Below are 12,984 nucleotides of genomic sequence, written 5' to 3'. Positions count from 1 at the left end.
ATACTCGATGCTGGCCCGACCAGCCGTAGGACCAGAGGACTGATGACCGGCTTCCTGCTACGACGCGCGTTCAATTATGTCGTGCTGTTGCTGCTGGCTTCGTTCCTGACGTTCAGTCTGGCGTCACTGACGTTCACGCCGCTGGACAGTCTCGAACAGCGCAATCCACGTCCGCCGCAGGCGGTGATCGATGCCAAGGCCGAACAGCTGCACCTCAACGAGCCGATCCCCCAGCGCTATATCAGCTGGCTGAAGGGTATCCCGAAGGGTGACTTCGGCGAGACGCTGGCCGGACAGCCGGTCAGCGAAGAACTGCCGCGGCGGGTGCTGGTGAGTTTGCGGCTGCTCATCATCGGCTCGATCGTCGGCACGGTGCTCGGGGTCCTGATCGGTGCGGCCGGGGCGATCCGGCAATACAAATTCAGTGACTACTTCACCACGGTCGTGTCGCTGCTGGTGCTCAGCACGCCGGTGTTCCTGCTCGCCACCTTGCTGAAATACGGTGCGCTGGAAGTGAATACGCTGACCGGATCGCAGATCTTCCTCTATACCGGTGAGACCTCGGCGAACAAGATCAACGGCTTCTTCCCGCAATTGCTCGACCGCCTCCAGCATCTGGTGCTGCCGACCGCCGGTCTGGCCCTCGGCGCGATGGCCGGTTACAGCCGCTATCAGCGCAACGCCATGCTCGACGTTTTGCAGAGCGACTTCATCCGCACCGCTCGCGCCAAGGGCCTGACCCGCAATAAGGCGCTGTACAAACACGGTCTGCGGACCGCGCTGATCCCGATGGCGACGCTGTTCGCCTATAGCCTCGGCGGTTTGATCACCGGCGCGACGTTCACCGAGAAGATCTTCGGCTGGCACGGCGTCGGGGAATGGCTGGTCAACTCGATCAATGCCCAGGACCTCTACGTTGTCGTCACGGTGACGGCATTCGCCGGTCTGGTGGTCCTGGTGTCGGGTCTGCTCTCCGACATCGTGTACGCGATTCTCGACCCCAGGGTGCGTGTGGGATGACAGAAGCCGAGATCATCGTCCAGGGTGCGCCGGAGGTCGCCGCGGCCTCGGGTCGGCGCCGGCTCGTGCTGCGGCGCTTCCTGCGCAATAAGGCCGCCGTCGCCGGTGTGATCGTGCTGTTGATCCTGGTGCTGGTCAGCTATGTACTGCCGTACTTCTGGACCTGGGATTATCAGGAACTCGATGGCAAGGCGCTGCGCAAACCGCCGAATGCCGAACATCCCTTCGGCACCGACGCCATCGGTCATGACGTACTCGCGCAGACCCTGCGCGGTATGCAGAAGTCGCTGATCATCGGTTTCTGTGTCGCGATCATCAGCACCACCATCGCGGCGCTGACCGGTTCGATCGCCGGGCTCATCGGCGGTTTCACCGATAAGGCCATCATGTGGTTCGTCGACCTGCTGCTGGTGGTGCCGAGCTTCATCATCGTCGCGCTGTTCGCGCCGAAGACGAAGGGCAGCGGCTCCATCCTCCTGCTGATCCTGCTGCTGAGTGTCTTCGGCTGGATGATCAGCGCGCGCATCGTGCGCGGTCTGACGATGAGCCTGCGTGAACGCGAATTCGTCAAGGCCGCACGGTATATGGGCGCGCCCACCAGGACGGTGATCCTGAGCCACATCCTGCCGAATATCGCCTCGATCCTGATCATCGACACCACACTGTCGGTCGGTGCGTCGATCATGGCCGAAACCGGTTTGAGCTTCCTCGGATTCGGTGTGCAGTCGCCGGATGTTTCGCTCGGCACCCTCATCGCGTCGGGCACCGCATCCGCGCTCACCTTCCCCTGGCTGTTCATGTTCGCCGGTGGACTGCTGATCGTCATCGTACTGTCGGCGAATCTGGTCGGTGACGGATTGCGTGACGCATTCGATCCCAGCGCGAAACGGGCTCGCTCACGCAAGAAGGCTGCGTCGGAAAAGAAGGTCGGAGCATGACCGACGATAAGGCCGCCATCGAAAAGAACTCCACCGCACCGCTGTTGGAGGTCTCCGATCTGCGGGTCTCCTTCCCCAGCGAGGAGGGGCGCATCGACGCGGTGCGCGGGGTGAACTACACCGTCTCCGATGGCGAAGTGCTCGCCATCGTCGGCGAATCCGGTTCGGGTAAATCGGTTTCCTCGCTCGCGGTGATCGGACTGCTGCCGGAGCAGGCGCGGGTCAACGGCTCCATCCGGCTGCGCGGACGCGAACTGCTCGGACTCGGCGATCGCCAATTGTCCAAACTGCGTGGACGTTCCATCAGCATGGTGTTCCAGGACCCGCTCTCGGCGCTGACCCCGGTGTACCGGGTCGGCGATCAGGTCGCCGAAGCTCTACTCGCGCATACCGATATGACCAGCCGCGAAGCCTCGGCGCGGGCCGTCGAGCTGCTGGATCTGGTGGGGATTCCCGACCCGGCGGTGCGCGCCAAGGCATTTCCGCACGAATTCTCCGGCGGCATGCGCCAGCGGGTGGTCATCGCCATGGCCATCGCCAACGATCCCGCACTGATCATCTGTGATGAGCCGACCACCGCTCTCGATGTGACGGTGCAGAAGCAGATCCTGAATCTGCTGCGCAAGGCGCGCGATATCACCGGCGCCGGTGTCATCATGATCACCCACGATATGGGCATCGCCGCCACACTCGCCGATCGCGTCGCGGTGATGTACGCCGGTAAGATCGTCGAAACTGCACCCGCGGCAGAGCTTTTCGCCGCACCGCGAATGCCGTACACGGTCGGTCTACTCGGCTCCATTCCGCGCATGGACGGGCCGGCGCGCACTCCGCTGATCCCGATCGTCGGTGCGCCACCGGCCATGCACGCGCTGCCGCCGGGCTGCTCCTTCGCGCCGCGCTGCCCGATCGCGATCGATGACTGCCGCGCGGCCGAGCCGCCGTTGGAGAAGACCGGCCCCGGCCATTCGGCCGCCTGCATCCGCACCGCGGAGGTCACCTCGGCCGATCTGTTCACGGCCTATCGCCAGGAGATTGCGGAGCCGAGCGCCGAGGCCGAGACCGATGAGCGTGTGGTGCTGCGGGTTTCGGACCTGGTGAAGACCTATCCGATCACCTCGGGCGTGGTGTTCAAGCGCCGCAAGGGCGAGGTCCGCGCGGTCGACGGCATCAGCTTCGAGGTGCGCGCCGGGCGCACATTGGCGCTGGTCGGCGAATCGGGTTCCGGGAAGTCCACCACGCTCACCCAGATTCTCGACCTGGCGAAGCCGCAAGAGGGCACCATCGAGATCATGGGCAGCGATATCGCGACGCTGACCAAGGCGCGCAAACGCGAGATCCGTCGGAAGATGCAGATCGTCTTCCAAGATCCGACGGCCGCACTGGATCCGCGGTTGCCGATCTTCGACGTGCTCGCCGAGCCGATGCGCATCGACGGCCGGCCCCGCGCCGAAATCGCCACGCGGGTACCGGCATTGCTCGAACAGGTCGGTCTGCGGCCCGAACACGCCGATCGCTATCCCGCCGACTTTTCCGGCGGCCAGAAACAGCGCATCAGCATCGCCCGTGCGCTGGCCCTCGATCCGGAGATTCTGGTCCTCGACGAACCGGTGTCGTCGCTGGACGTATCGATCCAGGCGGGTGTACTGAACCTGCTGCGCAACCTGCAGACCGAACACGGTCTGTCCTATTTGTTCGTCTCACACGATCTTTCGGTGGTCCGCAATCTGGCCCACGATATCGCGGTGATGTATCGCGGGAAGATCGTCGAGGCCGGGCCCGCCGAACAGATCTTCGACCGTCCGAGCAACGAATACACCCGGGCGTTGATCGATGCGGTCCCGGTGCCGATCGTCAGCCGATAGAGGGAGAGCGCGATGCCATCGAGAACTCGAGCCAGCCGGATGCGCTGGGCGGTACCGGTGGTCGCGCTCGGCCTGATCGCGGCGGGCTGTGGTTCCGGCGGCGATTCGACAACGGGGCTGTCGGATACGCTCGGCACGACCAACGACATCAACCCGAGGAATGTCGACGAAGTGCGCGAAGGCGGAAATCTGCGCCTCGCGACCACGACATACCCGGCCAACTGGAACACCCTGTCCAATGACGGCAACGACGGCGAGATCGCCGATATCGAACGGCCGATGATGCCGCGCTCGTTCGACACCAACGCCGCTGGCGAATTGTCGATCAATAGGGACTATTTCACCGATATCGCGCTGACCAGCACCGACCCCCAGCAGGTCACCTACACGATCAACCCGAAGGCGGTCTGGTCCGACGGCAATCCGATCACCTGGAAAGACATCGAATCCGAGGCGAACGCGCTCAGCGGCAAGGACAAGCGCTTCCTGATCGCCATTACCAACGGCTTCGAATTCGTGGACAAGGTGGAGCGCGGTGTCGACGATCGCCAGGCCATCTTGACCTTCAGCCGTCCCTACGCCGAATGGCGCGGACAGTTCGCGGGCAACGCCTCGCTGTTCCCGAAATCCGTGACCGCCGACCCGGATGCCTTCAACAACAGCCTCGCCAATGCGATGGGGCCGAGTGCCGGACCGTTCCAGGTCGTCTCCACCGACCGGTCACAGGGCCGAATCGTCATGGGCCACAACCCGAAATGGTGGGGTGCCGAGCCCAAGCTCGACACCATCACCTACAGCGTGCTCGACCACTCCGCCTGGACGACGGCGCTGCAGAACAATGAACTCGACCTCGTACAGCTGACCACGGTCGACGACGTCCAGACCGTGCGCAATACCGGGGGCCTGGTGGTTCGCCGCGCGCCGGGTAATCGCTGGCGCCACATCACCTTCAACGGCGCACCAGGATCCATCCTTTCCGATCCCAGGGTGCGCGTGGCCATTTCGAAGGCGATTGATCGGCAGGCGATCGTCAGCGCGATCCAGAACGGGCTCGTCGAGAATCCCCAACCGCTCAACAATCACATCTTCCTGCAGGGGCAGACGGGCTATCAGGACAACAGCCTCGGCTTCGACCCGGCGGCGGCCGCGCGCGAACTCGATGAGGCCGGGTGGAAACTCAACGGGAACGTTCGGGAGAAGGACGGGCGCAAGCTCGTCATCCGCGATGTCATGTACAACGATCCGACCTGGGTGCAGATCGCCCAGATCGTGCAGCGCAATCTCGCCGATATCGGCGTGGGGCTGACCATCGACACCAAGCCCGGCGCCGGGTATTTCACCGATGTCATCCAGCCGGGCGATTTCGACGCCGCCGAGTTCATCTGGTCGGGTGATGCGTTCGCGTTCAGCAGTATCCGACAGGCGTACTACTACGACCCGAACGACCTGCAGGGCAATTACGCCCGCGTGGGCTCACCGGAACTCAATGCCCTGATCGATCGCACCCTCTCGGAACTGGATCCGAAGAAGGCGCTCGAACTGGCCAATGAGGTGGACCGCAAGGTCTTCGAGGAGGGCCATTCGCTGCCACTCATGCAGAGCGACGGCAGCTTCGGCGTTCGCGCCGATCTCGCCAATATCGGTTCCCCCGGCCTCGCGTCCTACGACTACACCAAGATCGGATTCGTGAAATGACAACAGCACGTATCGCCCGCCAGCGCCGGGTGGGAATTCGGATCGCGGCACCCGCCGTCGCCATCGCGCTGATTTTGTCCGGGTGTGGGTCGGGCGAGGACGTGACGGCAGGTTCCAGCTCGATCACCACGTCCAATGACATCAACCCGAAAGATCCGAGCGAGCTGCGCGACGGCGGTAACCTGCGCCTGGCGTTGACAAATTTCCCGGCGACCTTCAATTCCTCGCATGTCGACTCCGACGGCGAGGTCTCCGATCTGGTCGGGTGGGCGCTGCCGGGCTCCGTCAAATCCGATGCGGCAGGTGACATCACCACCGATACCAATTATTTCACCGAGATCAAGCTCACCGAGACGAACCCGCAGACGATCGTCTACACCATCAATCCCAAGGCCGTCTGGACCGATGGCACGCCGATCACCTGGGAAGACCTGAAGTCCCAGGCCGATGCGCTCAGCGGGCGCAACCCGGCCTTCCAGGTGGCCGCGACCCAGGGCTACGCCCAGATCGGCAAGGTCGAACGCGGCGTCGACGACCGGCAGGCGATCGTCACCATGGCCCAGCACTACGCCGAATGGCAGGGCATCTTCAGCACGGTGTATCCGAAGGCGTCCACTGCGACCCCGCAGGCCTTCGACGAGGTCGACCGCAATGGGCTGCCGGTGTCGGCAGGTCCGTTCACGATCACGTCGATCGATAAGGCGCAACAGCGAATCGTGTTGAGCCGCAATCCGAAATGGTGGGGCGACACCCCGAAGCTGGATACCGTCACCTACAGCGTGCTCGACTACTCGGCCAGGCTGAACGCACTGCAGAACAACGAACTGGATTCGGCGTCGGTATCGGGCATCGATGAGGTCAAGACCGCCTCGAACGCACCCGGCATCAAGGTGCGCCGCACACCGGCGCCGCGATTCTCGCACTTCACCTTCAATGGCGCGCCCGGCTCGATCCTCGCGGATCCGAAACTGCGCGTTGCCATTTCGAAGGGTATCGATCGGCAGGCCATCGCGACCTCGGCCCAGCAGGGTGTCGTGGTCGATCCCAAGCCGCTCAACAACCATATCTTCATGGTTGGGCAGAAGGGCTACCAGGACAACGCGGCCGCGGTGGCCTACAACCCCGAACTGGCCGCCAAGGAACTCGACGATCTCGGTTGGAAGCTCAACGGTGATGTCCGTGAAAAGGACGGCCGCAAGCTGGAAATCCGCGATGTGATGTACCAGCAGGAGAGCTGGGTGCAGATGGCGCAGATCGCGCAGCAGAACCTGGCAAAGATCGGCGTCAAACTGGTCATCCAGACCTACCCGGGCAATGGGCTTTTCACCGACGTGGTCGACCCGGGCAACTTCGATATCGTCCAGTTCACTTGGAACGGTGGCATTCTGCCGCTCGGCGCGCTGCCGCAGATCTACGCCTACGACCCGGCCAATCCGCAGAGCAACAAGGGCAAGATCGGGTCGCCCGAACTGAACGCCCTGATCGAGCGGACGATTGCCGAACTGGATCCCGATAAGGCCGTCGAGCTGGCGAACGAATGCGACAAGATGATCTTCGAGGAGGGCTTCTCGCTGCCCATCGTGCAGTCCGCCGGCACCGTCGCGGTGCGTGCAGGGCTGGCCAATTACGGCGCGTTCGGTCTGGCCTCGGCCGATTACACCAAGGTGGGGTTCGAGAAATGAGATTCGCGACAACGATCGCCGTCCCCGTCGTCGCGCTCGGCCTGATCGTGACCGGTTGCTCCGATAGCAGCATCACCCCGGGCACGGTCGATATCGGTAGTACCAACGACATCAACCCGAAGGATCGCGCCGAACTGCGCGACGGCGGGAATCTGCGCCTGGCCATCACCAACTTCCCGGAGAACTTCAACTATCTGCATATCGACGGCACCACCGACACCACGGCCTCGGTGATCAATCCGACGATGCCGTCCCCGTGGGTGAGCAATGCCGCGGGGGAACTCACCGTCGATCACAATTACTTCACCGACATCAAGCTGACGAATAACAGCCCTCAACAGGTCACCTATACGATCAACCCGAAGGCCGTATGGTCCGATGGCAGCCCGATCACCTGGGAGGACCTGCGATCAGAGGCGGCCGCGCTGAGCACAAAGGACCCGGGCTTCCTCATCTCCTCACCCAGCGGCTTCGATCGGGTCGAGAAGGTCGAGCGAGGCGAAGACGACCGGCAGGCGATCGTCACCTTCAATAAGCCGTATGCCGAATGGCAGGGTCAATTCAGTCCGCTGTATCCGAAGGCTGTCACTGCCACCCCGGATGCGTTCAGCAACGCCGACCACGACACTCTCCCGGTCAGCTCGGGTCCGTTCATGCTCACCAGCATCGATCGCGCACAGAACCGGATCACGCTGGGCCGCAATCCGAAATGGTGGGGCGATACCCCGAAGCTGGACACGATCACACTCAGCGTGCTCGATGATTCCGCGGTGCTGCCCGGAATCCAGAACAACGAGATCGACTATGCCTATATGTCCGGCATCGAGAATGTGACCGGCGCGAGGAACTCGAAGAACGTGGTGGTGCGACGCACGCCCGAGCCCAGCTGGTCGCATCTGACCTTCAATGGCGGCAAGGGCGCCCTGCTCGAGGATCCGCAACTGCGCATTGCCATTTCGAAGGCAATCGATCGGCAGGCCCTGGTGACCGCCGCCCAGAACGGTGTCGTCGAAAATCCGACGCCGCTGAACAACCACATCTACATGAAGGGCCAGAAGGGCTACCAGGACAACGCGGCGCCCATCGCCTACGACCCCGACGAGGCAGCGCGGATGCTCGACGCACTCGGGTGGAAGCTCAATGGCGATGTCCGCGAAAAAGACGGCCGAAAGCTGGAGCTGCGCGATGTGATGTACCAGCAGGAGGCCTGGGTGCAGACCGCGCAAATCGTGCAGCAGAACCTGGCCAAGGTCGGGGTGAAGCTGACCATCCAAACCGTACCCGGCCAAGGGTTGTTCAAGGACGTGATCGATCCGGGGAACTTCGACATCGCCCAATTCAGCTGGGGCGGTAGCGTTCTACCGCTGGGTGTGCTGCCGCAGGTCTACGCATATGACCCGAACAACCCGAACAGTCAGTTGAGCAACAAGGCCCGCATCGGATCCCCGGAACTGAACGCGCTGATCGAACAGACCATTGCCGAACTGGATCCGGCCAAGGCCATCGAACTGGCGAACAAATGCGATCAAATGATCTTCGCGGAGGGCTATTCGGTGCCACTGCAGCAGGCCTCGGGCACCTACGCCGTTCGCGATAACCTCGCCAACTTCGGCGCCTTCGGCCTCGCCTCTCCGGACTACACCAAAGTCGGCTTCCTGAAGTGAAATTCGGGCCGGGCCATCCGCTGGCCTATCCGGTCTCGGTGACGGTCGGCGCTCTGGCCGTTTGCCTGGCCTGGGCGCCGTTCGCCGACCTGGACCAAGTCGCCGCCCTGGCGACGGTGGCGCTGGGGATCCTGGGTTATACGGGTTTTCAACTCGCCGTAGCGCTGGGGTCGCTGCCCAATGGTTTGGCAGACATCGAGAAGCGCCGGGCGGACGGCACGGATGCAGCTCGCGGCGACAGCAGCACGCACGAGGACACCGACGACAACGCCGGGATCGGCAGTATTGGCGGCAAGAGCACCGCAGGCGCAAGCAGCGGCGGGACCGGCACCGACAGGAACGGCACGGACGGCATCGCCGGTCGAGACACAGCCCGTACGGTCGAGATCAAGCGGGTGCGCCAGCAGCACCGGCTCGTCAGCCGCAGCTGGCTCGAGATCACCGAGAACTACCGAACTCGCTGGTTGCCGGTATTTTTCGATCCGGCGCTGCTCGGCATGACCGAGACCGAAGCCGAGGTGACCGACCGATCCGTCGACACCGCCACCCGCCACCTCTACCCCTCTGGAAAGGCGCGCACCTCCGAACCTCCCGGCCGCCTGATCGACAACCCCTCCCGCCCCGACCCGGCCGCCCCGGTCCTCGCAACCGACTCCGCCCGGGTCCGCCGCCGCCTGCTGCTCGATGCCCAATCCACCGTCGCCGCCCCCTTCGTGGCCCTGATGTGGGTCTACGTAGCCGCGGGCGGCCTCACGGCCTTCCTCGCCGCCACCACTGTGGCCGCCGCCACCGCCGTCTGGCTCGCCGCCATCCGCGGCTCCGACCCCAGCTGACCGACGAACGCGAGTCGAACTGGTCTGACCACTTGACCTCCTGACCTTCGTGGCGCAGAGTGTGGGTATGGCGTTGCAACCTGTGGTCAAGCGGTCGGTGTCGGGAGACGTATTCGAGCAGATCGCGGCGGATGTGCTCAGTGGGGAGTTGGCCCCCGGGGCGACACTGCCCAGTGAGCGGCAGTTGGCGGAGGCGTTGGGGGTTTCCCGGCCCGCGGTTCGGGAAGCGCTGCAGCGGCTGGCGGCGGCCGGACTGGTAGCGGTGCGGCAAGGAGATGCGACGACCGTGCTGGACTATCGGCGCGGCGCCGGGCTGGAGGTGTTGCCGCGGCTACTGGTTCGGGCCGGGGAGTTGGAACCGAAGGTCGCGCGCAGCATTCTGGAGGCGCGGCTGCACAACGGGCCGAAGGTGGCCGAACTCGCGGCGACCCGGCTCGGGAAGACCGACTCCGCCACCGTGGGCGCGGCCCTGGACCGCTGCGTCGAAGCGCTCGCCGCCGAGCAGGATCCGATCGCACAGCAGCGGCATGCGATGGAGTTCTGGGATCACGTCGTCGACGCCGCCGATTCCATCGTGTTCCAGCTCATGTTCAACATGTTGCGCGGCGCCTATGAACCCGCGCTCGCGGCGTTGGCCCCGATCATGTCCGCCGAGGTGGGCAATGTCGAGGCCTATCGCGAACTGGCCGCCGCCATCGTGGCGGGTCGGCCGAAACAGGCCGCCACCACGGCCCGGGCACTACTCGAACCGGCGACCACCGCCCTGATCGAAGTATTGGGAGGGCACTGACCGCATCCATCGCCGACATCGCCAGCCGGCGTCGGCACTCCGGATCCCCTGAGCGGTTCGGAACAACTTTTGCTCGGTGCGCCACGGCACCGGCCAGCTCCACCAAGGAACGACCATGACGAAACTCCAGTCATCCAGCAAGAATGAAGTCAGCGCGCGCGTGCGTCAGGACGAACGTCCCCTGCGCCGCGGCCTCACCCTCGGCGCCGCTTTCCGCGAATTCATCCGGCACCCCTCACCCTGGCTGATCGGCACCACCCTGGTGGCGGCGCTGGTCGCCCGAATCATCGTGGGCGACTGGCAATTGACCGACGCGCTGGTGCCCGCGGTCATGCTCGCATTCTTCCCGGTCTTCGAATGGATCGTGCATGTCACGGTATTGCACTGGCGGCCGAGACAACTCGGCCCGATCCCGATCGACAGCGAACTGGCACGCAAACACCGTGAGCACCATGTGGATCCGCGCAATATCCCGCTGATCTTCATCCCGACCAAGACACTTTCGGTACTGGTCGTCGTCCTGATCGCCCTCGCCACCCTGGCCTTCCCCCGCCTCGGCCTCGGCCTGACCTTCCTGCTGATGATCACGCTGCTCGGCCTCGGCTACGAGTGGACCCACTACCTCATCCACACCGACTACAAGCCGAAAGGCTCGCTCTACCGGGCTGTTTGGCGCAATCACCGCCACCACCACTACAAGAACGAGCACTACTGGTTCACGGTCACCACCTCCGGCACCGCCGACCGCCTCCTCGGCACCTACCCGGACCCGTCGACCACCGAAACCTCCCCCACCGCCCGCGATCTCCACTCCGCCCGATAGCCGCATTCCGTCCCGACCACAGACCGCGCCCGATCCATGGCGGCACACGTCCGTTCGTCACCGCACCCGCGACATCGCACCTGTGTGGTCGCGATCGGGCGTGTGCCATGTGCTCAGGTCGCGGCGAGTAGGTGGTGGGCGATGGTGCGGGCGCGGGCCGCGGCGGCCGGGGAGCCCTCGCGGACGGCGGTGACGATGGCGCCGTCGACCAGGAGGGCGAATTCGGCGGCCAGTTCCTGGGCATCGGATCGGCCTGCGGCGGTGAGGAGTTCGGTGAGGTAGTCGATGACGCGGCGCTTGTGTCGGTCGGCCGCATGGTGGGCGGCGGAGTCCGGGTCGGCCACCTCGACCATCGTGTTGATGAAGGCGCAGCCACGGAAGTCCTTGCGGGCGAAGCGTTCCGAGAGTGCGTCGAATACCGCCAGCGGGCGGTCCGCCGGATCGCTCGCCGTGGCTTCGACGGACTCTCGCAGCCACTGCAGCCAACGCCGATCGCGATCCTCGAGCACCTCGACGACCAGGTCGTCCTTACTCTCGAAGTGTCGGTAGAAGGAAGCCCGGCCGACGCCGGACTCCTGGAGCAGACGGTCGACCCCGACCGCCCTGATGCCCTCGGCGTAGAAGAGTTCCTCGGCGGTGGTGAGTAATCGCTGCTTGGCCCGTGTTGCCATGCCTGCACACTACCAGAACGGCACCGATCGGTACCATCTGACTTGACCAATTCGGCACCGATCAGTACTGTTCCAATTCGGCACCGATCGGTACCATTATGTTCGAGTTTGGAGTCACGATGTCTCGGCTACCGCTTGTGTCCATCGAAACCGCCGATGCCGAGCAGGCCGACCTGCTCACCGAGGTGCAGCGCCAACTGGGCCGGGTTCCGAATCTCTACGCCGCCATGGCGAACAGCCCCGCGACACTACGCGGGTACCTGGCCATGCGCGACGCACTGACCCGCGGAAAGCTCTCCGCCCGCGTCCGCGAGCAGCTGGCCCTGCTGGTCGCGAGCGAAAACGGTTGCGATTACTGCGTTGCCGCGCACAGCATGCGGGCGGGCCGGATGGGTTTCACCGAGGAGGCGATCGCGGCCACCCGCGCGGCGCATGCCGAAGATCCGCATGCGGATGCGGTCCTGCAGATCGCCCGCGAGGTGCTGCGGTCCCGCGGTCGCGTCGACGACCACGTCATCGCCTCGGCCCGCGAGCGTGGCGTGAGCGATACCGAACTGAGCGAGGTCGTCGGCCATATCGCGCTGAATATCCTGTCGAACTACTTCAACCACGTCGCCCAGCCGGAACTGGACTTCCCACCGGCCGCACCCACGGAAGGCACTCAGATGACCATGAAATGGCGTAGGGCCACCAAAGTCGCTCTGGTAGAGGGCTATTCACTGCTCGACCGCGACGGAGCGCAGGTCCGTGTGATCGATGACGTCGAGGTGTCGATCGAAGGCGGATTCATGCACGTCAAGGCCTCGGATACCGCCGAGGTGCAGGTGGTTTCGGCACCGGGGGTGGCCCTGGTCAGCTACCGTCGCGAATCCTGAGTATCCACAACCACATTCATAGGACCATCCGGAGCCCGGCTCGGTGATCATTCGATCGCCGAGTCGGGCTCCGGCGCATATCGGGGCTGCTCCATTTCATACCCTCACGGGGTAGCCCTACCTTCTTG

Annotated in this window: 11 protein-coding genes; 10 read left to right on the top strand and 1 reads right to left on the bottom strand. The window is 64.3% G+C overall.

Annotation, left to right across the window (positions count from 1 at the left end):
* Positions 1 to 42 precede the first annotated feature (42 nt).
* From ACQP1G_RS01035 to ACQP1G_RS00995, 9 genes are all read left to right on the top strand, one after another.
* Positions 43 to 1,020, top strand: a complete 978-nt coding sequence (locus ACQP1G_RS01035; RefSeq protein WP_433197450.1) for an ABC transporter permease — start codon at positions 43 to 45, stop codon at positions 1,018 to 1,020.
* Complete coding sequence (locus tag ACQP1G_RS01030) at positions 1,017 to 1,958, top strand: ABC transporter permease (RefSeq protein WP_433197448.1); 942 nt, start codon at positions 1,017 to 1,019, stop codon at positions 1,956 to 1,958. The genes ACQP1G_RS01035 and ACQP1G_RS01030 overlap by 4 nt, the downstream gene beginning before the upstream one ends.
* Positions 1,955 to 3,823, top strand: a complete 1,869-nt coding sequence (locus ACQP1G_RS01025) for an ABC transporter ATP-binding protein (RefSeq protein WP_433197446.1) — start codon at positions 1,955 to 1,957, stop codon at positions 3,821 to 3,823. The genes ACQP1G_RS01030 and ACQP1G_RS01025 overlap by 4 nt, the downstream gene beginning before the upstream one ends.
* Before the next feature lie 12 nt (positions 3,824 to 3,835).
* Entirely contained in the window at positions 3,836 to 5,518 is a 1,683-nt protein-coding gene (locus ACQP1G_RS01020) for an ABC transporter family substrate-binding protein (RefSeq protein WP_433197444.1), read from the top strand.
* Complete coding sequence (locus ACQP1G_RS01015) at positions 5,515 to 7,200, top strand: ABC transporter family substrate-binding protein (protein WP_433197442.1); 1,686 nt, start codon at positions 5,515 to 5,517, stop codon at positions 7,198 to 7,200. Before ACQP1G_RS01020 ends, ACQP1G_RS01015 begins: the two co-directional genes overlap by 4 nt.
* Positions 7,197 to 8,864 (top strand): ABC transporter family substrate-binding protein, encoded by a 1,668-nt coding sequence (locus tag ACQP1G_RS01010; RefSeq protein ID WP_433197440.1) that lies wholly within the window; start codon positions 7,197 to 7,199, stop codon positions 8,862 to 8,864. The genes ACQP1G_RS01015 and ACQP1G_RS01010 overlap by 4 nt, the downstream gene beginning before the upstream one ends.
* Positions 8,861 to 9,697 carry a hypothetical protein gene (locus ACQP1G_RS01005; RefSeq protein WP_433197438.1) on the top strand — a complete coding sequence of 279 codons (837 nt, stop codon included), beginning with the start codon at positions 8,861 to 8,863 and terminating at the stop codon, positions 9,695 to 9,697. Before ACQP1G_RS01010 ends, ACQP1G_RS01005 begins: the two co-directional genes overlap by 4 nt.
* Positions 9,698 to 9,764: 67 nt before the next feature.
* Entirely contained in the window at positions 9,765 to 10,487 is a 723-nt protein-coding gene (locus tag ACQP1G_RS01000; protein ID WP_433197436.1) for a FadR/GntR family transcriptional regulator, read from the top strand.
* A 115-nt stretch (positions 10,488 to 10,602) separates the two neighbouring features.
* Positions 10,603 to 11,310, top strand: coding sequence for a sterol desaturase family protein (locus ACQP1G_RS00995; protein WP_433197434.1), 708 nt, complete (start codon positions 10,603 to 10,605; stop codon positions 11,308 to 11,310).
* 113 nt (positions 11,311 to 11,423) lie between these two features.
* Here the strand turns inward: ACQP1G_RS00995 and ACQP1G_RS00990 are convergent, their stop codons facing one another.
* Positions 11,424 to 11,981, bottom strand: a complete 558-nt coding sequence (locus ACQP1G_RS00990; RefSeq protein WP_433197432.1) for a TetR/AcrR family transcriptional regulator — start codon at positions 11,979 to 11,981, stop codon at positions 11,424 to 11,426.
* A 137-nt stretch (positions 11,982 to 12,118) separates the two neighbouring features.
* Between ACQP1G_RS00990 and ACQP1G_RS00985 the strand changes: the two genes are divergently transcribed.
* On the top strand, positions 12,119 to 12,856 hold the full coding sequence (locus ACQP1G_RS00985; protein WP_433197430.1) for a carboxymuconolactone decarboxylase family protein: 738 nt from the start codon (positions 12,119 to 12,121) through the stop codon (positions 12,854 to 12,856).
* Positions 12,857 to 12,984: the final 128 nt, after the last annotated feature.

It is taken from the genome of Nocardia sp. CA-107356 (assembly GCF_050946365.1).
In the GTDB taxonomy this organism is placed as follows: domain Bacteria; phylum Actinomycetota; class Actinomycetes; order Mycobacteriales; family Mycobacteriaceae; genus Nocardia.
Note: the sequence above shows the minus strand (reverse complement) of the source record. Positions and strands in the feature narration are given on the sequence as shown.

Bases quoted from the DNA above. Each gene is read 5' to 3' on its own strand.
- ACQP1G_RS00990 (WP_433197432.1), bottom strand. From the start codon at position 11,981: ATGGCAACACGGGCCAAGCAGCGATTACTCACCACCGCCGAGGAACTC.
- ACQP1G_RS01020 (WP_433197444.1), top strand. From the start codon at position 3,836: ATGCCATCGAGAACTCGAGCCAGCCGGATGCGCTGGGCGGTACCGGTG.
- ACQP1G_RS01010 (WP_433197440.1), top strand. From the start codon at position 7,197: ATGAGATTCGCGACAACGATCGCCGTCCCCGTCGTCGCGCTCGGCCTG.
- ACQP1G_RS01030 (WP_433197448.1), top strand. From the start codon at position 1,017: ATGACAGAAGCCGAGATCATCGTCCAGGGTGCGCCGGAGGTCGCCGCG.
- ACQP1G_RS01035 (WP_433197450.1), top strand. From the start codon at position 43: ATGACCGGCTTCCTGCTACGACGCGCGTTCAATTATGTCGTGCTGTTG.
- ACQP1G_RS01015 (WP_433197442.1), top strand. From the start codon at position 5,515: ATGACAACAGCACGTATCGCCCGCCAGCGCCGGGTGGGAATTCGGATC.
- ACQP1G_RS01025 (WP_433197446.1), top strand. From the start codon at position 1,955: ATGACCGACGATAAGGCCGCCATCGAAAAGAACTCCACCGCACCGCTG.
- ACQP1G_RS01000 (WP_433197436.1), top strand. From the start codon at position 9,765: ATGGCGTTGCAACCTGTGGTCAAGCGGTCGGTGTCGGGAGACGTATTC.
- ACQP1G_RS00995 (WP_433197434.1), top strand. From the start codon at position 10,603: ATGACGAAACTCCAGTCATCCAGCAAGAATGAAGTCAGCGCGCGCGTG.